Source organism: Blautia sp. MSK18_10, from assembly GCF_020553185.1.
GTDB lineage: Bacteria > Bacillota > Clostridia > Lachnospirales > Lachnospiraceae > Blautia_A > Blautia_A wexlerae.
This window is the reverse complement of the sequence record NZ_JAJCGT010000010.1, coordinates 40,338-61,328: the sequence shown is the minus strand read 5'-3', so window position 1 is coordinate 61,328 and position 20,991 is coordinate 40,338. Positions and strand designations below refer to the sequence as shown.

Here is a 20,991-nt window from a genome sequence, read left to right as displayed (position 1 = left end):
TATTACAAATTTAAAATTATTTTACAGCTCTTTATTCCTGTTTTCAGACACGCTCTAGTACAGCGTTTCGTAAATAACTATACCAATCGCGTAGGATGCGGATTCGAGTGTGCTGGTATAAAAACGCAGGCGTAGCGGGCTACGCTGAGGCTTTTAGACCTGTGCAATCGGATTCGCAGACAAGTGAGTGGTATAGTTATTTCGAAAACGATGTACTAGGATCATCATTTCATGATCAGATAGCTGTAATCATCGATTACTGCACAGATCAGTCTGCGAAGACCTTCGTACAACTTATCATTTGCATCATCTGCCTTGCAGTCGGAAATCTGACCAAGGAGACGAACCTTGCACTCTTTTGTCTCCGGATTGATCACTGCAAATCCATCATTTGTGCTGTCTGCCATATCTGCCTCAGAAGCAAATAATGTGAATTTATCCTTGTACGGTGCACTTGCATATGGACAGAAGCTCTTGCAGTTGCCGCATTCGTTACACATATAATCTACATGGATCACCTGATTCATTGCCATTCCCGGAACTTTGATGGAGATGTTTGCTCTGTTTGGACATACATCTACACAATTCTCACAGACTTTATTACAGGTCAGACAGCGCTCACTTTCGTTCGCAGCATCCTTGCTTTCTTTGAGTATTGCTTTTTTGGAGTAACAGTCTTTTTCTGTTCTCGGTACAGGCTGTCCTTTTACAATATCATGTCCAAGGATTGCTTTTGCAGCAACCTGTGCGTCGCGGATCGCTTCTACGATCGTAGCAGCTCCCCTTGCACCGTCACCGACAACGTAAACGCCTTCTGCACTTGTCTCCATTGTCTTATCATTGATGCGGGCTTTTCCACGCTCATTGACCGCAATACCATTTGCTTCATAGAACTCAGTCGGAACTTTCTCGCCAACTGCAACAATCACTGTATCAGCCAAAACTTCTTCTGTTTCGCCCGTTTCTGTTACACCTGCACGTCCGGAAGCATCCATGCTGCCAAGTTCCATCTTCTTACAGAGCAGTTTGCCGTTTTCCAGAGATACAGGAGAAAGAAGTTCTTTGAACTCTACGCCCTCTTCCAGTACTTCCAGTAACTCATCTTCTGCTGCTGGCATATAGCGTTTGGTTCTTCTGTATACCAGGTAAACATGTTCTACACCTTCTGTACGTTTCGCAGCTCTTGCAGTATCCATGGCAGTGTTACCGCCACCGATCACAACTACGTTTTTACCCAGCGCAACCTTACCGTCAGTTGCTTTGAAATCTCTTAAGAATTTCAGAGCGTTGATGGTTTCACCCTTTTCAAGCTTCAGAGTACCCGGTTTATTTGCACCTGTTGCAACGATCACTGCGTCATAACCCTGTGCTTTTAATTCCTGTACAGATTTCACTTCTGTACCTGTTTTGATCTCCACACCCATCTTCTGGATGAAGGAAACATCTTTATCGATTGCATCATCAGAGATACGGAATCCCGGGATCACATAACGGATCACGCCGCCGGCTTTCTCTTCTTTCTCAAATACTGTTACAGAAGCACCTGCTCTTGCAAGGAAGTATGCAGAAGCAATACCTGCAGGACCTGCACCTACAACAGCTACTTTCTTACCGTCTGCTGTGCCTGCTTTGATCTCACCGATCACTGTATCATATCCGTTTTGTGCTGCGATGAGCTTAGTGTTGCGGATATTTACAGGTTCTTCATAGAAGTTACGTGTACATTTGTACATACAGTTGTGCGCACAGAGAGTACCTGTGATAAATGGAAGTGCATTTTTCTCAAGGATAACTCTTAATGCCTGTACATAATCGCCTTCTCCTGCCAGCTTCACATAGGTTGTGATATCTTGGTGAATTGGACATCCTTCTTCGCATGGAGCAAAGAAACAGTCAAGGAGCGGAACCTCTGAATCTGTTTTTCTCTTAGGAAGCGGTTTGATGCTCTTTACATGGTGAGCATCTTTTTTCGCATCCTCGGCCAACTGCTCAAGTGCAGCTACATCAATACCTTTCCATTCTTTCACACCGTTAGCCATTACTTTCTCTGCCATCTGGGTAAATCTCTGATATCCGCCCGGCTTCAGAAGTGTAGTTGCCACTGTTACAGGCCATACACCACATCCGACGATACGGTCGATATTATAGTAATCAGCACCGCCTGAATAAGCGATACGGAGTTTTCCGTCAAATTCCCGGGAAAGTCTGGCTGCAAGAGAAATGGATAATGGGAAAAGAGATTTTCCGGACATATACATTTCTTCGCTTGGAAGTTCATTTCTTGTAACATCTACAGGGAATGTATTGGTGATCTTCACACCAAACGCAAGGTTCAGTTCATCTGCAAGTGCCTGCAGTCTCTTAAACATCGGGATCGCATCTTCGTACTGTAAGTCATCTTTGAAATGGAAATCACCGAATACCATATAATCATATCCCATGTCATCCATAGTCTTTCTGGCAAATTCATATCCCAGGAGAGTCGGGTTACATTTGATAAATGTGTTCAGATGTTTCTCTTTAAACAGATGATTTGCAATGCTCTCAATCTCGTTTGGAGGACATCCATGGAGAGTAGAGATTGTTGCGGAATTACAGATATCAGACGGAATCGCCTCAATATCCTCTTTTGTAACTTTTTCAAATTTATCTACATTGTCCAATAACCACTGTTTACATTCTTTAAAGATTTCAGTATCTTTTGCTTCCATCATACTGTCAATGAAAGTATTAACCTTTGGCTCTTTGATTCCTGCAAGATCATATCCAACGGAAATATTGAACTGGAATCCGTCCTGTGCACCCAGATTAAATTCTTTGGCGATCACATGCAGGATAAACCATGCTTTAATATATTCTCCCATTGCCTGAGGAACATAAAGCTCTGTAGACCATTCACAGTTATATCCTTCATCATCTGCAAGGATACATGGTCTGTTGATACAGGCTGCAAGCTCTGCACCGTCCATCTTCTGAACTGTTTTCAGCTCAAAGAAACGTGCGCCTGCATAGTAAGAAGCAACAATGTTCTGTGTTAACTGTGTATGCGGTCCTGCAGCAGGTCCGATCGGTGTTTCCAGATTTCTCTCAAATATATTCAGCTTCCTGTCAGTTTCCGCTGCATAAGCTCTGTGCTGTCCGAAAACTGTTCCTTTTGTTTTCTTTTCTTCTAATACCCAGTTCATTAACTGTTCAAAGGGCATACAGGTCATGACTTCACTCATAATCCGATCCTCCATTATTTCATACGGTATGGCTTCTCTCCATCCGTTCTATATTTTATTTACATTTATTTTTGCCAGGCAGAAAACTTATCTTTTTTACAATTCTTTACAGATTAACCATTAATATCATCTGCAAGTTCTTTTGCAGCCTGACGGCAGTCTGCCATAACTTTTGCCTCGTCGCATACAAGGACTTCGCGGTCTTTCATCAGGACTTTACCGTTACATACAGTAGTCTGGACCATGCTTCCGTTTACACCGAACATCAGATGTCCGTTAATGTTGCTTTCATTCATTGGTGTCAGCGGATCATAATCGATCACGATCACGTCTGCTGCCGCACCCTCTTTCAGGACACCGAGCTGTTTCTTAAAGTATCTGTTTGCAATCTTTGCATTTCCTTCAAAAAGCATCTGTGGAACTTCTCCCCAGGCTGCGTTCGGGTCGCAGAGGCTGTGTTTGTGTAAAACATTTGCAACCTTCCAGGATTCCATCATATCATGAGTATATCCGTCTGTACCAAGACCTGTGAGGATTCCCTTCTGTACCATTCTCATGGTTGGAGGACATCCGCATGCATTACCCATGTTAGATTCCGGGTTATGTACAACCATGGTATCTGTATCTTTGATCAGATCCATCTCATGTTCATTCACATAGATACAGTGACCGAGCAAAGTCTTCGGTCCAAGGATGTTCCAGTCATGAAGACGGTCAACAATACGTTTGCCATGCTCTTTCAGACACTGATGGAGATCGTAAATGCCTTCTGCTACATGGATGTGATATCCAACACCTTCCGGTTTTAGTTCATTGCAGAGAGCCATTGTCTCATCAGAGATTGTAAAGGATGCATGCATACCCATCATTCCGGCGATCATATCACTGTCGTCTGCAAGTGCATGCTTGATAAAATTCACGTTCTCCATTACAGATTCTCTGGATTTCTCCATTCCGTCACGGTCAGAAATCTCATAGCAGAGGCAGGTACGCACACCTAAATCCTTCGCAGCTTCCTCGATCGCATTGAGGGAACCTGTAATATGGCCAAAACTTGCATGATGGTCAAACACTGTGGTTACACCGTTCTTGATAGAATCAATGTATGTAGCATATGCAGAAAGCTTTGTCTGCTCCAGTGTCAGATGACGGTCAACTGTCCACCATAAGCCATCCAGAATATCCAGAAATCCCTGAGGATTATATCCGTTAATGCTTAAGCCTCTTGCGAAGGAGCTGTAGATATGCTCATGGGCATTAATAAATGCCGGCATGATAACCCCACCCTTCGCATCAACAAATTCAGCATCCGGATAAACTTTCTTTACCTCTTCAGTTACCCCCACCATTACTATGGTGTTACCATCCATTGCTACAGCACCATTCTCCAGGAATGGGTTGGATGCGTCCTGTGTGATCATTCTTCCATTACCAATTACCAGCATATAGTTCCTCCTTTCACTTGTTAAAAACTACCAATTCGCTACTGCTTTTTACCTTTTGTTTAGGAATTATGTACTAATACTGTAACATATTTCTCCGGATAATGCAAGTAGAATTTACAAAAACTTTTTGGTTTTTCAAATTTTTTTTAGGTTTTATACTATCTCCGGTGAACAGATAAAAAAAGAACGGGGCAGTCATTGATGACAATGAACAACCTCGTTCTTTTTTGATTTTCCTGTTTTCTGATGAAGCTGATTTTATGACAAATTTTCAGGTTTGTCAACAATTTTTGTAAGATAGGAGAGTTATCCTTCCATAATCGCAGAATTAACCCTGAGCTGTTTTCGTCCATTCTTCCATAGATTCTCATCCAGCTCCACCTCATAGCCGCCGCCATTTCTCACATGCCACTCATAAAATGGTTTCTGTATATCTGCATACTCTTCCATGATATTCATGATCGTACCGCCATGGATGACAAGTGCCGCCTCTGCCACATGGCTGCGGATACATCCGGACACAACCCTGTCAAATCCTCTCAGGTTTCTGCTTTTAAACCCTTCCCTGCTTTCTCCTCCCGGAAAAGGCAGAGTACCGTTGCTGTCAATCCATTCCTGATAGTGCGGATTACCTTCCAGCTCTTTATAGTTCTTATTTTCAAACTCTCCGAAATCGCATTCTGCCAGTTCTTCAATAATATGTACCGGCTCTCCCGGAAAAAGAATCTCTGCTGTCTGCACGCATCGTTTCAGAGGACTTACATAAACCGCCTGAACCTTTGGATAATCCATCTTATGCAGAAACTCTGTTCCCTCCTGACATAACGGCTCATCCGTTGTGCCGATATATCTGGAAAGTTTATTCCCTTCTGTTTTTCCATGTCTGATCAGCCATAACTTAATCATCTTTGATCACCGTTCCGATCCCGCAGATCACGCGCGTCACCTTATGGCTGTATGCTGCCAGCTTCGTACATACACGCCCTACAGCCTCTCTGTATTTTCTGTCAAAAGCATCCACAGGTACAACCCCGTACCCTACTTCCTGAGAGACAAGGACAATATCTGGATTCTTACAGATGATTTTTTCCGCAAGATCTGACACATCCTTTCCATTCTCCAGTTCACTACGGATATACTGCTGAAAACCAGTTACACCCTGAGCATTCATCAGTTCCTCCTCTGTGACAGAACCGCCGTCACTCCACCTTAACTGTGGATACTGTTTCCTGGCATATTCAGTCTTTCCCTGATATGCACCGCCGATTATCATTTCCATACTCTTCTCCTCAAAAATTAGAAACCACCGCCAGGATCAATGCCATCCCAACTTCACAGATACAAAGAAAAAATCCCGAAATATCCCCGGTTGTCCCGCCAAAGTACTTCATCGCAATATGATGATAATACCAGAAAATCAGCAAAGCTCCCACAAAAGCCAGACTTCCCCATACAGGCCGGATCAAGATCATTCCCGCAGCCAGAAGCACCAGATAGACGATCAGCACATTTCTCGAGAGCACATCTGAAGAATTTCTGGAAAACTCAGCAACTGTACCGTCTGCCTTTGCTTTCGGAAAGGTAATAACTCCGATCCCTGACAGACATCTGGAAACCATAAAGCCAAGGCTCAGAATTCCGATCACCCTCATATTCTCTGCACCGTTAAACAACTGACTGTAAGCGCCGTACCAGGCAATGAAATATACCGCCGCAGTAATAACGGCAAAAGCACCTGCATGGGAATCCTTAAGAATCTCCAGCCTTCTGCTTCTCTCCTGCCAGGAACTCAGGGCATCCGAAGTATCCAAAAGACCATCCACATGGATCCCGCCTGTCACAAATACAGGTACCAGCACCAGCACTGCTGTCACGAATCCCGGCTGATACCCAAACCGAAGTCCCAGATACGCCACCAGCATAGTCAGCCCGCCGATCACAGTTCCGATAAACGGAAAAAAGCAGAACATATACTTCATATTTTCCTTTGTCCAGTCAGCGCGGGGCATGGGAATCTTAGAAAACATGGCAAATGCCACCTTAAAATTATTCCATAAAGATTTCATTGATCAATTCCTCTTTTTCATAGTATGTCAATCCTGTCAAATGTATTATTTGCAAAGATTGCTGCAGGTATCTGTGGATTTGTGAAAGACTGGTATCCCATATACAACTTCCACCACTTCATCAGCTCTCTGCGCAGCAGCCTGATTGATTTTTCCCAGATATTCCAGATAAGAATCCATATCTCCATCAAACACAACCGCATCTGAAAAAATCTCATTTGTAACGATTACCACATGAGCAGCCTGTCCCAGCAGATTCTCAATCCCTTTTGTAACTTCCGAAACTGTCCGGTCATGGGCTCCCTGCTCTTCAAACATTTCATTTGCCACCAGATTCGACATACATTCCAGAAGCACCACACATCCGGCAGGCAGTTTCACATTTTTGAGCCCTGTATAGCACTCAACTGTCTCGAAACATTTTCCTGCACGCATCTTTTGGTGTCTCTCGATCCTTTTATGGCTCTCTTCATCAAAAGGGTGCATGGTCGCTATGTAAATCCTCTGTGCATCCCCGAAAGAAAGCACCCTGTCTTCCGCAAAAGCAGATTTTCCGCTCCCGCTCCCCCCTGTCACAAGCGTCAGCATTATTTCAACTCCTCATACTGTTCCACATGGATATCATCAAAAGTACTCATAGAATGATAAACCGCTGCTGCCAGATCAAGGATCGGGAATAAAGCTACTGCTCCGGTTCCCTCGCCCAGACACATATCCGCATGAATGATTGCCTCCTTCCCCATATTCTCAAGGATCAGATGGGCAGCAGGCTCATTTGATACATGGGATGCAAGAATATAATCCCTCGCAGCCGGGCAGATACGCATGGCGATCAGCGCAGAAACACAGGAAATAAATCCGTCCATGACTACAGGAATACCATAAACCGCACCTCCCAGAAAGACACCTGCCATTCCAGCGATATCAAGACCGCCTACCTTTGCCAGAACATCAATGGCATCCTCAGGATCTGGTTCATTTAATGCAATGGCTTTTTTGATCGCATTGATCTTGCGCACAAGTCCCTCGCTGGTCAGACCTGCGCCGCGCCCTGTCATCTCTTCCACCGGTTGTTTCAGCAACACAGAAGCAACTGCACTGCTGGTAGTTGTATTTCCGATTCCCATTTCCCCTGTTGCCAGAATCCGGTAGCCCTTATCATTCAGTTCCCTTACCATGTCAATGCCTGCTTCAAGCCCCTTTACAGCCTGTTCTCTTGTCATGGCAGGACCCTTGGTCATATTCTGTGTACCATAGGCAATTTTATGGTCTGTGCGGACTTTTGTATCCGTCACCATCCCCATATCCACCGGAAAAATCTCCGCATGGTTCTGCTTACACATCACACCGACAGATGTGTCATATTTCAGAAAATTCTCGGCAACGATGGCAGTAACTTCCTGTCCGGTCTGTGTCACACCCTCTTCTACCACACCATTATCCGCGCACATGGCGATTAGACCTCTCCTGGAAAGATCCACCTCTGCGTTTCCTGTAATTCCCGCGATCTGGATCAAAAGAGTCTCCAGTTTTCCAAGAGAATGCAGTGGTTTCGCAATACTGTCCCATCTTTTCTGTGCAATTTCCATGGCATTGTGATCTAATGGCTTAATCTTTGCAATAGCTTCTTCCAGAGTCATGAGTTTTCCCTCTCTTTTCCTTCATTATTTTGATTTCCCTGTTGTAAACACAAAAAATTTACTGAATACATAATTCAGTATCAACACAATAAACTGTGTCAGGAATTTCCCGATCATATCATTAAGCCCCATCACTGACACAAGCAGCCATACACCGCCAACCTCTATCACCATAGTGACCAGTCTGGCACTGACAAATTTGCAGAATGGCTGAACATGATCCTTCAATGTCTCGCATTTATCCTGAAAAACATACTTCGAATTTACCACATAGGCAAACAGGATCGCCAGGATGATCGAAATAATATTGGCGATATTCAGCTCCACCTTCAGATTTCTGAGAATGAAAAAGCTGACCAGATTTACCATAGTGGTACATCCGCCAAAGAAAATATAGCGGATAACGGAACTTTCATACATTTTTCTGATCCATTGCTTCATACAAATATATCCTCTCAGTCCTGTATATTTCCATTCTTAATTACTTTTGAAATAATATATCTCGGTCTGCGCTTTACTTCTTCATAAATCTTGGAAATATAATATCCAATAATTCCAAGACTGATCATCATGGCGCTTCCCACCAGAAGCAGCACCATCAGCAGGGTGGTATAACCTTCCACTGCAGAACCTGTAAAATACTGCACAAGCGAATAGACCATAAGTACCAGCGAACAGATAAAACATATCGCTCCTGTGATTGTAACAAACTGCAGCGGAAAAGTAGTAAATGCCACGATATTTGTGAACGCATATTTCACCAAAGACCACGGAGACCACTTGGAAACGCCGGCCTCTCTCTCCTGCACCTCAAATTCCACACTGGTAGTCTTATATCCCACCCAGGAAGAGGTAGCCCGAAAGAACATATTCCTCTCAGGCATAGACAGAATACTGTCCACAGCCTTCCTGTCCATCATCTTAAAATCCGAGGCATCCTTCATATTCACCTTAGTTGCCTTAGACATGATATCATAGAAAAATCCTGCACATTCTTTATGTAAAAAGCCCTCTTTTCCTCTGTCTGCCTTCACACCCTCGATCACTTCATAGCCTTCCTGCCACAGCCTGTACATCTCAATAAGTGTCTGCGGCGGATGCTGCAGGTCACAGTCCATGACAGCCACCACATTTCCACAGGCCTGCGCAAGCCCTGCGAAAATCGCTGCTTCCTTTCCGAAATTTCTGGAAAAAAGAACGCCTGTCACATTCGCATCCCTCTCTCCTGCCTTCTGAATCTCTTCCCATGTCCGGTCGCCGGAACCATCGTTTACAACCACCAGCTCATAGGGAATCTTCGCTTTTGTAAGAACTTCCGCCAGCACCCGACAGGTTTTCCCAACCATCAGCTCCTCATTATATGCCGGAAGTACCACTGATAATTTACTCATGATGTCATTCCTCATTTTGTTTCATTCATTTACAACAGACTAGTTTCTCATTCACTGTCTGTTACTCCTGTAAATATTTTCTATAATGTCAGGGGCAAAAGGTTATTTTACTCCTAAGCACTTTACAGCTCCCGCAATTCTTATTTCTACTTTATTATACACAAATTTACAGAAATGTCCATTCCAACAATCTGCATGCTCCAGTGTGTCAAACACTTCACAGGATAGTAGCACGTATATTACTGTTCTCTTCGTTCTCAGTAATGAGACTCAAATTCATTCCAGACTTTCCTGAAGCAATGGAATTTGGATTACTTTTTCTTCCTGAACACCAGCATTACATATATAACCAGCCCCAGAACAGAAAGAAGCATTCCTGCTTTCAGGTAAGGCGTACAATATGTCAGGCGTATCTCATGTGAACCAGGCTCCAGTTCCAGAGCCATAAACATGGTATTCGCCTTCTGAAGCTTCGTTTCTTTCCCGTCCACATAAGCCGTAAATCCCTTACTGTACGGAACAGACAACACAAGAGCTTTTTTTTCGGAAACACTGATATCCCCTGTAATCTCATTCGTTCCCATTTTTACATTCTCGAGAGCTTCTTCACCCAGCTTCACAGTTTTTTCCTCAATCCCCTGCACCGGCTGGCTCACAACTCTTAATTTATCATAGGTATAAACACCTGTATTGGCAAAGGTGATCGTCATAGTACGAACCCCTGATCTGGAATATCCCGTATTGCAGAGAAAATCATGCCGTCCACTGTAGGCATTATACTTATCCGTAAAAATCTTTATGGTCTTGGTCACATCATTGGAGCTGACTGTCATAGCCGCTTCCTTTGATTCCTTCCAGTATCGCCACCGGCTGTCCTCATCAAGAACCTTATTTTTGTCATACTCAGACATCTTCTTCCACTGACTGTTACCAATCAGTTCTCTCGGTGAAAGACTGTCATAATCCAGATTATCTGCGATCAGGTAATTCTCACTGTCCGTAAGACCATGGAACACAAGCTTCAGCTGCGCCCCTTCCTTCGTCACCCTGATTGCTCCCTTAGACAGAGCACAACCATCCCCTGTCTCCATACGATACTGGATATTCTCATTATCAGCATCAACAGATGCCTCAGGCAGTGTACTCTCCTCAAGCACCACACCGTCCATCAAAGCCTGCTGTTTTTTTACCACATCCATTTTCTCATATTCCGATTCAGGAATATAACTGTCATAAGTATAACCCAGAGGCAGTGCATTCTCATTCTCATAAGCCCTGCACTCACTTTTTCCCTTTCCTGCAGAGCCCTTCTCTTTATTATATCCATAGGAAAGATAGCGGAAATTATCACCACTTATCACAAAATATTTCACAGAAGCCAGCCTGTCCAGAATCGTCCTTCCGTCCAGGTTCTCATAATGCTGCTCCCATGGCGTATTCAGATACATTTCACTGAAAAAATCACTGATACTGCTGTTTGCAAGACTGAAATAATAAGCAGTACTGTTCGTACCCATATACATAGAAGTATTATCATAGGGCAATGCCCCATACTGGTCATAACGATAGACACCTGAATCCCCGGCAGCAAGAACCGCCTTATCCGTATTCGACTCCAGCTTATCCAGCGACTCCTCTTCGGCTGCAAACTCCGACAGATAATCCTTCTCATAAGAATACTGATAAGAAACATTCAACATAATGCTCACCACAAGCAAAGCACTGAGAAGCCCGCACATATACTTCCCCTGCAGAAAAATATTTCCAAAAGAAGTAACCGTAAACACAGCCAATACCAGAACCAGCACACCGGCCATATTTCTCTGCGTCCTTGCAGCCTTCGCAAACAGAGCCAGCACACAATAGGCCACGACCATAACAAAAATCTTCTTTTTCTCCCCGACAGTCAGAGTAAACAGCTCAGGATACGCCTTCACAAAAATATACGCGATCATCATCCCATAAGCCCAGATCCACCTGTTGGACACATAAGAGAAACCATTGAGCACATGCCCTGCAAAAGGCACCAGCAAGAACAGATTCAACAACCCAAATCCCAATTTCAAATCCAGGTACTTCTTCTTCCTGGAAAAAAGCACAAACACACCCGCCATAGCAACAGCAGAATACCCGGCAACCCCCCACTGGATCATATTCTCCCCGATCAGATCACCCAGATACTTCTCATAATAAATTTTATCATATAAAAGAGGCACATAATTCTCAGCCTGAAACCTGTCCGTACCAAAAATCGTCATGATCACCGGAAGAAAAATAACCGCCGCGATCATCAAAGCCACCGCATAATAGCCGATAAACTTCACCAGCCATCCCAGAACATCCTTCACACTTCTCTCACTGAAAATTCCAAAATATCGGAAAGCCGCATAAATAAACATAAAAATACAGATCATATAAAAGAAATAGAAATTCGACATAGCCGAAACCGCAGTCGCCCAGATAAACAGCCATGGCTTCTCCCTCTTATAAATCTTATCAATCCCCATCAGAACCAGCGGCAGATAAATCATAGGATTGGAAAAATACGGATGCTTCATAGCCGCATAAATCGTCCATCCCGCAAAAATATAGATCAACGTTCCCATAAACGTCGCCTGCTTCGGATTCTTATGATAAAAACAAAAAACACTAAAAGAAATCCCCGCCAGATAAATCCTCAGAAAAATCAGAACCTCATACAAAACCTCCGTCTTATCCGCCGGCACAAACACAGACAACAAAGTCAGCGGATCCCCGATCACATAATAATGCAAAGTTGTAAGAATATCCGAACCATACCCGATATTCATATCCCACATAGGCAATTCCAGCTTATGCTCTACAAAAATCGTATGCAGAACCTCCCTCAGATACCGCCCATAATACGCCAGAGAATTCAAATGCTGCGGAATCCCGTCATGACTCCACACCAAAGACTTTCCATTCCCCGCAAACTGATAATAAATAAACCCCGCAATAACCCCAAAAACCAGCGTATATAATATATAGAAATCCCTCTTACTATCCTTACTCGCAAATCTCCTCATAACAACTCCTATATCTATATCAATCCTCTAAAACACCATGATGATTATAATCAAATATCTCCTCCTTGTCAAACACATCCCCATCCCTTTATATCCCAACTTCTCCTCTCCCTTTGCATGTACCCTCACTCCTCCCTTCCGTCAGACATTAAGTCTTAGTCAACAATCAGCCGGGGAATGACAGAACATCTGAAGCGAATCTCGAGGGTTCATGTAATTTCTTAGTATTTGGAAAGCCGCGTTATTCAGAAATTGCTCACTGTCTGAGCAAAGCGAGTTTGAGCAATTTCTGAATGCCCTTAGCGGCTTTTCAAATACTTAGAAATTACATGGTTCCGAGACTGAGCCTCAGATGTTCTGTCATTCCCCGGCGTCCCCCTGTTCCAACACATAAAAAGAGCCGCGATACAAAAGTACCGCGGCCCATATATCGTCTGGACACTATAAATAGCTCTATCTATTTATTTTATATTATTGTTTATCAATCGTTCAAAAACCGAAAAGATTATTCAGCGCTATGAAGAGCGATCAGCTTCTGCAGATATTCAAATCTAGCCTTAGCCTCAGCCTCATTCTTAGCAAACAGTCTTGCAGCCTTCTCAGGATTCTGACGTTTCAGAGAGTTGTAACGAACCTCACCGTCAAGGAATGCCTGATAATCTTCCATGCTCGGAGCCTTGGAATCAAGAGAGAACTTGTTTCCTTCAGCTGCAGGATTGAATCTGAAGTTATGCCAGTATCCAACCTTAACTGCTAATTCTTCCTCTGTCTGAGCTTTTGCCATACCTTTCTTAATACCATGGTTGATACATGGAGCATAAGCGATGATCAGAGATGGTCCCGGATAAGCCTCAGCCTCTGCAATAGCTTTTACAGTCTGGTTGAAGTCAGCACCCATGGAAATCTGAGCAACGTATACATAGCCATAGCTCATAGCGATGGAAGCCATATCTTTCTTCTTAGTCTCTTTACCGCCTGCAGCGAACTGAGCGATAGCACCTGTAGGTGTAGACTTGGAAGACTGTCCACCTGTGTTAGAATAAACTTCTGTATCGAATACCATAACGTTGATATCACGTCCACTAGCAAGAACATGGTCAACACCACCGAATCCGATATCATAAGCCCATCCGTCACCACCGAAGATCCACTGGGATTTCTTAGCCAGGAAATCTTTCTGAGCAAGGATTTCTTTTGCTTTGTCACATCCGCAAGCTTCAAGAGCAGCAACAAGTTTGTCTGTAGCAGCGCCGTTTGTAGCACCTACAGCAAATGTATCCAGCCATTCCTGACCAGCTGCCTTAACGTCTTCGTTTGTTCCGTTAGCAACAACGTCTTCAACTTTTGCTTTTAAGCCATCGCGGATAGCTCTCTGAGCAAGAAGCATACCATAACCAAACTCAGCGTTATCTTCGAACAGAGAGTTGGACCATGCAGGACCCTGTCCCTTAGCGTTTACTGTGTATGGTGTAGATGGTGAGGAGTTACCCCAGATAGAAGAACATCCTGTTGCGTTTGCGATGTACATTCTGTCACCGAACAGCTGAGTGATCAGTTTAGCGTATGGTGTTTCACCACATCCTGCACAAGCTCCAGAGAACTCAAGCAGAGGCTGTTTGAACTGGCTGCCTTTAACAGTTGCTTCTTTAAATTTAGCGATAACATCTTCTTTAACCGGCAGTTTCACTGTGTAGTCAAAGTATTTCTGCTCGTCTGCGCTTGCTTCAAGGTTTTCCATAGCAAGTGCTTTCGCACCCTTCTTACCTGGACAAACGTTTACACAAGAACCACATCCTGTACAGTCAAGTGCGGATACGGACATTGTGAATTTATATTCTTTCATACCTGTAAGGTCTAATGTCTTCATGCCTTCAGGAGCATTAGCTGCTTCTTCAGCTGTCAGAGCTACAGGACGGATAACTGCGTGTGGGCAGACATAAGCACATCTGTTACACTGGATACAGTTTTCTGGATTCCATACAGGAACGTTAACTGCGATACCACGTTTCTCATATGCAGCTGCACCTGATGGTGTAGTACCGTCTACATAATCCTTGAATGCAGATACAGGTAAGGAGTTACCTTCCTGAGCATTTACTTTAGCCTGGATATTGTTAACGAAATCAACAACGTCCTGACGTCCTTCTGTTGCATGAGTCATATGAAGGCCTTCGTCCTCAGCATCTTTCCAGCTTTCCGGAACCTGGATCTCAACAACCTGTTTAGCACCGGCGTCAATAGCTGCCCAGTTCTTCTGTACCACATCATCACCCTTACGTCCGTATGTTGCCTTAGCAGCAGCTTTCATAAGGTCGATTGCCTGATCTTCAGGAATGATTCCTGTAAGTTTGAAGAATGCAGACTGAAGGATTGTGTTGATACGTGTTGGTCCCATGCCAGTTTCAATACCGATCTTAACACCGTCGATTGTGTAGAATTTGATATTGTGGTTAGCGATGAAAGCTTTTACCTGTCCTGGTAAATGTTTCTCAAGACCTTCCATATCCCATGCACAGTTAAGGAGGAATGTACCACCGTCAACAAGTTCCTGAACCATGTTGTATTTGTTTACGTAGGATGGATTATGACATGCTACGAAGTTTGCTTTGTGGATCAGGTATGTGGATTTGATCGGTTTCTTACCGAAACGTAAGTGGGACATTGTAACACCACCGGACTTCTTGGAGTCATAATCAAAGTAAGCCTGTGCGTACATGTCTGTGTTGTCACCGATGATCTTGATGGAGTTCTTGTTGGCACCTACTGTACCATCAGCTCCCAGACCCCAGAATTTACAGTTTGTTGTTCCTTCAGGAGTTGTTACGATCGGAGCACCTGTCTCAAGGGAAAGGTTAGTAACATCATCAACGATACCGATTGTGAATTTCTCTTTAGCAGTGTTCTCATAAACAGCTACGATCTGTGCAGGTGTAGTATCTTTGGAACCTAAACCATAACGTCCGGAGAATACTTTTACGCCGCCGAATTTGCTGTCTTTTAATGCTGCTACAACGTCAAGGTACAGTGGCTCGCCAAGTGCACCCGGCTCTTTAGTTCTGTCAAGAACTGTGATCTGTTTTACAGAATCCGGAATTGCATCGATGAGTGCCTGTGCACAGAATGGTCTGTAAAGACGAACTTTAACAACACCGACTTTCTTTCCTGCTGCTGCAAGATAATCGATTGTTTCTTCGATTGTATCGTTTACAGATCCCATAGCAACGATTACATGTTCTGCATCAGCAGCTCCGTAGTAGTTGAATAATTTGTAATCTGTACCGATCTTAGCGTTAACTTTATCCATGTATTCCTGTACTACTGCCGGAAGAGCATCGTAGTATGGGTTACATGCTTCTCTTGCCTGGAAGAAGATATCAGGGTTCTGAGCAGAACCTCTCTGACATGGGTGATTCGGATTCAGGGCATGGTTACGGAATGCAGCGATTGCATCCATATCTGCCATATCCTTCAGATCTTCATAATCCCATGTCTCGATCTTCTGGATCTCGTGAGATGTACGGAATCCGTCGAAGAAGTTGATGAACGGAACTTTACCTTTGATTGCTGAAAGGTGAGCAACAGGTGTTAAGTCCATAACTTCCTGTACAGAAGATTCGCAGAGCATTGCGCATCCGGTCTGACGACAGGCCATAACGTCGGAGTGATCACCGAAGATTGAAAGTGCGTGGGAAGCAAGTGCACGTGCAGATACGTTGAATACTGCAGGTAACTGCTCACCGGCAATTTTGTAAAGGTTCGGGATCATAAGTAACAGACCCTGAGATGCTGTATATGTTGTTGTTAAAGCACCTGCTGCCAGAGATCCGTGTACAGCACCTGCTGCACCAGCCTCAGACTGCATTTCAGTTACCTGAACTTCCTGTCCGAAAATGTTCTTTCTTCCCTGGGTTGCCCATTCATCTGTTGCTTCCGCCATAACAGATGAAGGAGTGATCGGGTAAATAGCGGCTACATCTGAGTATGCATATGAAGCATGAGCAGCTGCATGGTTACCATCCATGGTTTTCATCTTTCTTGCCATAGTTTGTTTTTCCTCCTTAAAGGTTGATGAAAAAATTAATTATTTATTTCAAGGCATAAGTAAAATATACCTCAAATTTCATTGTAGATTATAACATAATCTTCTGCCTGTGTCCAATTTGTTTTGACATATTTTGTATCTTCTGAGGTACAAAGCAGAGATTTTCTGTTATTTCAGTAGCAAATATGTGCATTTTTCGAGTTGCATATAACTAACATTATGCAGATATGCCAAATTTCGGACAAATCAGGCAGATAAAAGTAAAAAAAGGAGGCTCTACGCCTCCTCCATGATCTGCTGTATTGTTTTTCTCTTAAGGAGACTTATCAGTTCATCCTGTACAGATAACAATTCTCTATGTACCAGACATGGCAATCCATCCTGTCCGTCTCTGACACAGTTATATTTCGGATCCAGACATTCGATGATAAACATATCCGGATCAATCGCCGAATAAACCTCATATAAAGTCAGCTCATCCAGTCCCCTGTTCAGAGAATAACCACCATGTACGCCTCTGTATCCCTTCACGATCTCTGCCTTCTGAAGTTTCTTCAGGATCTTATAGGCAAAAGGAGCTGTGATTGCTTCTTTCTCACAGATATCGGATACGCTCAGTCTGCTCTCTCCCCAAAGCGCACGTACCACTCGAACTGCATAATCGCACTCTCTTGTAATAAACATAGTCTTTGCAACCTCTCTAAAATTAATTATCCTTTACTGTCCACATCGCTGTTTTGCATAAAACAATGGAAACAGTAATCGTTATTTCTGTCATATCAATGCCTCATATTTCTGTCCGTCAAGAGGCTATATTATTCTATATTATAACAGTGCTTCTTTTTTTTGTAAATAAAAGAACCCAAAAAAGCAAAAAACAGTTGCAAATTTCCCAATTTACGGTACAATGATAAACGGTTGTAACTTATATAATAGGAAATAATGTAACTGTTTCCTGCGAAAGATACGTTTTCCATAAACAATCTGCCGGACAGTTACTGCAAAACAATAATTTCACGAAAAAGAGGTATGATATGATTTCAGCAAACAATATTACATTGCGCGTAGGTAAAAAGGCCCTCTTCGAAGATGTAAATATCAAATTTACTGAGGGCAACTGCTACGGTCTCATCGGTGCAAACGGTGCCGGTAAGTCCACATTCCTTAAAATCCTTTCCGGACAGTTAGAGCCTACCAACGGTGACGTTGTTATCACTCCGGGCCAGCGTCTTTCTTTCCTGCAGCAGGATCACTTCAAATATGATGCATATACAGTTCTGGATACTGTTATCATGGGTAACAAGAGACTGTATGAGATCATGAAAGAAAAAGATGCTATCTATGCAAAAGCGGACTTCACTGATGAAGACGGTATCCGTGCCAGTGAACTGGAAGGTGAATTTGCAGAGATGAACGGATGGGAAGCAGAATCTGATGCTGCTACTCTTCTGAATGGTCTTGGAATTGAAACCGATCTCCACTATTCCCAGATGGCTGACCTTACAGGAAGCCAGAAGGTCAAAGTTCTTCTGGCGCAGGCACTGTTTGGTAATCCGGACATTCTTCTTCTGGATGAGCCTACCAACCACCTTGACCTGCCCGCTATTGAATGGCTCGAAGAATTCCTGATCAACTTTGACAACACTGTCATCGTTGTATCCCATGACCGTTACTTCTTAAATAAAGTATGTACTCATACAGCAGACATCGACTATGGCAAGATTCAGCTCTATGCCGGAAACTACGACTTCTGGTTTGAGTCCAGCCAGCTCCTCATCAAACAGATGAAGGAAGCCAACAAGAAAAAAGAAGAGAAGATCAAAGAACTTCAGGAATTTATTTCCCGATTCAGTGCCAACGCTTCCAAGTCCAAACAGGCAACTTCCCGTAAACGTGCCCTGGAAAAGATCCAGCTTGACGATATGCGTCCGTCCAGCCGTAAATACCCATACATCGACTTCCGTCCAAACCGCGAGATCGGTAACGAAGTCCTTATGGTGGAGAACCTTTCCAAGACCATCGACGGTGTAAAAGTTCTGGATAACATTTCTTTCACACTCGGACATGATGACAAGGTAGCTTTCGTCGGTGCCAACGAACAGGCAATCACTACTCTGTTCAAGATCTTAGTTGGTGAAATGGAACCGGATGAAGGAAATTATAAATGGGGTGTTACCACTTCCCAGGCATATTTCCCTAAGGACAACACTGCAGAGTTCGATAATGACCTTACTATTACAGACTGGCTGACACAGTATTCCGAGATCAAGGATGCTACTTATGTTCGTGGATTCCTCGGACGTATGCTCTTCCCCGGTGAAGACGGCATCAAACGTGTACGCGTTCTTTCCGGTGGTGAGAAAGTCCGCTGTCTTCTTTCCAAGATGATGATCTCCGGTGCAAATATCCTGATCCTGGATGAGCCAACCAACCACCTCGATATGGAGAGCATCACAGCACTGAACAACGGTCTGATCAAATTCCCGGGTGTTATCCTTTTCACCTCACATGACCATCAGTTCGTACAGACAACAGCCAACCGTATCATGGAAATCCTTCCAAACGGAACCATGATCGACAAGATCACTACTTACGATGAATATCTGGCAAGTGATGAGATGGCTAAGAAACGTCACGTATTCGAGATCAACGAAGAGGACGCTTCCGATAACTAAAGAATAAAATACAGGGTACGGCTTAGCCGTACCCTGTTATTTTATTCTGTCTTCATGATAATATCCGCCAGCTTTCCGCCTGTCACCTTAAGCAGATCAGCAAGGGGAACCTTCAGTGTCAGTCCGATACGGCCGCCACTCACATAAATCTCTTCAAATTCTCCTGCAGATGCATCAAACACAACAGGATAAGGTTTCTTCATTCCCAGCGGGCTGCAGCCGCCTCTCACATATCCGGTAATCTTTGTGATATCCTTCACATGGATCATGTCCACTGTCTTCTCACCGACAGCCTTTGCAGCCGCCTTACGGTCAACTTCCTTTTCAATCGGAACTACAAAAACGAAATAGCCGCCGCTCTTTCCTTCCATTACCAGAGTCTTAAAAGACTGGTCATAGGGTGCTCCAATCTTATCCGCACTGTGGACCCCGTCAATAAATTCATCACATTCATATGAGAACGCCTCATATTTAACCTTCTGTCTGTCCAGCATTCTCATTGCATTTGTCTTAGCTTCTTTTGCCATTTTTTCTCGCCTGTCCTTTCTGTCCTCTGGCATATATTGATTCCTCCATGTCTCTGTCCTGAGACTGCTCAAAACTCTGGTCTTGTCTCAGGTCCTGATTTCGCCTGTAAATCTGCTCAGTGCTTTCTTCATCAACCGTTTCTTCATCCTCTTCATCAGAAACCGGTTTGTTGATAGCAAACTGAATCAACATACCCAGAACTGCAAATCCCACACTCATTCCCAGTCCATAGGGAATATCTGCCAGATTTCCAAGCTGTGCAAGGGAAACCCCTGCCATAATACCACCGATCAAACTTGTAGCCACGATCAGCACTTCCCTGCAGTATTTCACCGCCATGGAACCAAGAGCTACGCCGATCAGAATACATGCAAAAAATACTGCGGAGCTGGTAGGATGCAGGAAATAAATACTGGCCGCCCAGCCGATACCTGCTGCCAGGATAAACACACCTGCCTTATAGATCAGAAATGCAATCACTGCGAACACAACTCCTGCCGCCAGTGCTGCGATCAGCATTGTTGATTTCTCCTGTATTCCCATTGTATGTACAACCACCAGCGCAAGACCGCCGCCTACCAGAAAACCTCCCAGCATCATCCAGAAACGCAGAAGCCTGTATCCCAGAATACAGTTCAGCACTCCAAACACAAGGATCACTGCAAATATTACCATCATAAAACGATTCACCAGATCTGAATCCATAAAACTCCCGGCAATACTCAACGCATTTCCAAATATATCTGTCATATTAACCATAATTTTCAGTCACTCCTTTTAGTTATATATTTATAGCGTTCCTTATCATCAACTGACACATTTCTCTTAGAACCGCCGCACATCCTTGCGGGGCATTTATTTCAGTCGGAGATCAGACTACCACTGAGATAAGTTTATAATCAACTCACTGATAGAAGCGGGAGTCTTCTCAAC

At 43.8% G+C, this 20,991-nt stretch carries 15 protein-coding genes; 1 reads left to right on the top strand and 14 read right to left on the bottom strand.

Annotated features, from left to right (window positions below):
* Positions 1-224 precede the first annotated feature (224 nt).
* From ygfK to LI074_RS06370, 12 genes are all read right to left on the bottom strand, one after another.
* On the bottom strand, positions 225-3,224 hold the full coding sequence (ygfK, locus tag LI074_RS06425; RefSeq protein WP_173697982.1) for a putative selenate reductase subunit YgfK: 3,000 nt from the start codon (positions 3,222-3,224) through the stop codon (positions 225-227).
* Positions 3,225-3,337: 113 nt separating this feature from the next.
* Positions 3,338-4,669, bottom strand: coding sequence for a putative aminohydrolase SsnA (gene ssnA, locus LI074_RS06420; protein ID WP_008703281.1), 1,332 nt, complete (start codon positions 4,667-4,669; stop codon positions 3,338-3,340).
* A 306-nt stretch (positions 4,670-4,975) separates the two neighbouring features.
* On the bottom strand, positions 4,976-5,575 hold the full coding sequence (locus LI074_RS06415) for a histidine phosphatase family protein (RefSeq protein WP_022381051.1): 600 nt from the start codon (positions 5,573-5,575) through the stop codon (positions 4,976-4,978).
* A complete protein-coding gene (locus LI074_RS06410) occupies positions 5,568-5,948 on the bottom strand; it encodes a bifunctional adenosylcobinamide kinase/adenosylcobinamide-phosphate guanylyltransferase (protein WP_022381052.1) in 381 nt (126 codons plus the stop codon). Before LI074_RS06410 ends, LI074_RS06415 begins: the two co-directional genes overlap by 8 nt.
* A gap of 10 nt (positions 5,949-5,958) precedes the next feature.
* Positions 5,959-6,735, bottom strand: coding sequence for an adenosylcobinamide-GDP ribazoletransferase (locus LI074_RS06405; protein ID WP_173697983.1), 777 nt, complete (start codon positions 6,733-6,735; stop codon positions 5,959-5,961).
* Between the two features lie 45 nt (positions 6,736-6,780).
* Complete coding sequence (locus LI074_RS06400; protein ID WP_173697984.1) at positions 6,781-7,323, bottom strand: bifunctional adenosylcobinamide kinase/adenosylcobinamide-phosphate guanylyltransferase; 543 nt, start codon at positions 7,321-7,323, stop codon at positions 6,781-6,783.
* Complete coding sequence (gene cobT / locus LI074_RS06395) at positions 7,323-8,375, bottom strand: nicotinate-nucleotide--dimethylbenzimidazole phosphoribosyltransferase (RefSeq protein WP_022381054.1); 1,053 nt, start codon at positions 8,373-8,375, stop codon at positions 7,323-7,325. Before cobT ends, LI074_RS06400 begins: the two co-directional genes overlap by 1 nt.
* Before the next feature lie 24 nt (positions 8,376-8,399).
* Positions 8,400-8,816, bottom strand: a complete 417-nt coding sequence (locus LI074_RS06390) for a GtrA family protein (protein ID WP_144137158.1) — start codon at positions 8,814-8,816, stop codon at positions 8,400-8,402.
* Positions 8,817-8,830: 14 nt separating this feature from the next.
* Positions 8,831-9,766, bottom strand: coding sequence for a glycosyltransferase family 2 protein (locus LI074_RS06385; protein ID WP_144137159.1), 936 nt, complete (start codon positions 9,764-9,766; stop codon positions 8,831-8,833).
* 311 nt (positions 9,767-10,077) lie between these two features.
* Entirely contained in the window at positions 10,078-12,813 is a 2,736-nt protein-coding gene (locus LI074_RS06380) for a YfhO family protein (protein WP_173697985.1), read from the bottom strand.
* A gap of 505 nt (positions 12,814-13,318) precedes the next feature.
* Positions 13,319-16,855, bottom strand: coding sequence for a pyruvate:ferredoxin (flavodoxin) oxidoreductase (gene nifJ / locus LI074_RS06375; protein WP_144137161.1), 3,537 nt, complete (start codon positions 16,853-16,855; stop codon positions 13,319-13,321).
* 276 nt (positions 16,856-17,131) lie between these two features.
* Positions 17,132-17,539 carry an RrF2 family transcriptional regulator gene (locus LI074_RS06370; protein ID WP_008703296.1) on the bottom strand — a complete coding sequence of 136 codons (408 nt, stop codon included), beginning with the start codon at positions 17,537-17,539 and terminating at the stop codon, positions 17,132-17,134.
* A 350-nt stretch (positions 17,540-17,889) separates the two neighbouring features.
* Between LI074_RS06370 and LI074_RS06365 the strand changes: the two genes are divergently transcribed.
* Complete coding sequence (locus LI074_RS06365; protein ID WP_008703297.1) at positions 17,890-19,530, top strand: ABC-F family ATP-binding cassette domain-containing protein; 1,641 nt, start codon at positions 17,890-17,892, stop codon at positions 19,528-19,530.
* Between the two features lie 41 nt (positions 19,531-19,571).
* On the opposite strand, the gene ybaK is transcribed toward LI074_RS06365, so the two are convergent.
* Positions 19,572-20,057 (bottom strand): Cys-tRNA(Pro) deacylase, encoded by a 486-nt coding sequence (gene ybaK / locus LI074_RS06360; RefSeq protein WP_144137191.1) that lies wholly within the window; start codon positions 20,055-20,057, stop codon positions 19,572-19,574.
* The gene (locus tag LI074_RS06355) at positions 20,041-20,817 is read right to left on the bottom strand and encodes a TM7S3/TM198-like domain-containing protein (protein WP_062807722.1); all 777 of its coding nucleotides are present in this window, start codon (positions 20,815-20,817) and stop codon (positions 20,041-20,043) included. Before LI074_RS06355 ends, ybaK begins: the two co-directional genes overlap by 17 nt.
* Between the last annotated feature and the right edge of the window lie 174 nt (positions 20,818-20,991).

Coding starts and splice junctions, on each gene's coding strand:
- ygfK (WP_173697982.1), bottom strand. CDS start 3,224: ATGAGTGAAGTCATGACCTGTATGCCCTTTGAACAGTTAATGAACTGG.
- ssnA (WP_008703281.1), bottom strand. CDS start 4,669: ATGCTGGTAATTGGTAATGGAAGAATGATCACACAGGACGCATCCAAC.
- LI074_RS06415 (WP_022381051.1), bottom strand. CDS start 5,575: ATGATTAAGTTATGGCTGATCAGACATGGAAAAACAGAAGGGAATAAA.
- LI074_RS06410 (WP_022381052.1), bottom strand. CDS start 5,948: ATGGAAATGATAATCGGCGGTGCATATCAGGGAAAGACTGAATATGCC.
- LI074_RS06405 (WP_173697983.1), bottom strand. CDS start 6,735: ATGAAATCTTTATGGAATAATTTTAAGGTGGCATTTGCCATGTTTTCT.
- LI074_RS06400 (WP_173697984.1), bottom strand. CDS start 7,323: ATGCTGACGCTTGTGACAGGGGGGAGCGGGAGCGGAAAATCTGCTTTT.
- cobT (WP_022381054.1), bottom strand. CDS start 8,375: ATGACTCTGGAAGAAGCTATTGCAAAGATTAAGCCATTAGATCACAAT.
- LI074_RS06390 (WP_144137158.1), bottom strand. CDS start 8,816: ATGAAGCAATGGATCAGAAAAATGTATGAAAGTTCCGTTATCCGCTAT.
- LI074_RS06385 (WP_144137159.1), bottom strand. CDS start 9,766: ATGAGTAAATTATCAGTGGTACTTCCGGCATATAATGAGGAGCTGATG.
- LI074_RS06380 (WP_173697985.1), bottom strand. CDS start 12,813: ATGAGGAGATTTGCGAGTAAGGATAGTAAGAGGGATTTCTATATATTA.
- nifJ (WP_144137161.1), bottom strand. CDS start 16,855: ATGGCAAGAAAGATGAAAACCATGGATGGTAACCATGCAGCTGCTCAT.
- LI074_RS06370 (WP_008703296.1), bottom strand. CDS start 17,539: ATGTTTATTACAAGAGAGTGCGATTATGCAGTTCGAGTGGTACGTGCG.
- LI074_RS06365 (WP_008703297.1), top strand. CDS start 17,890: ATGATTTCAGCAAACAATATTACATTGCGCGTAGGTAAAAAGGCCCTC.
- ybaK (WP_144137191.1), bottom strand. CDS start 20,057: ATGGCAAAAGAAGCTAAGACAAATGCAATGAGAATGCTGGACAGACAG.
- LI074_RS06355 (WP_062807722.1), bottom strand. CDS start 20,817: ATGGTTAATATGACAGATATATTTGGAAATGCGTTGAGTATTGCCGGG.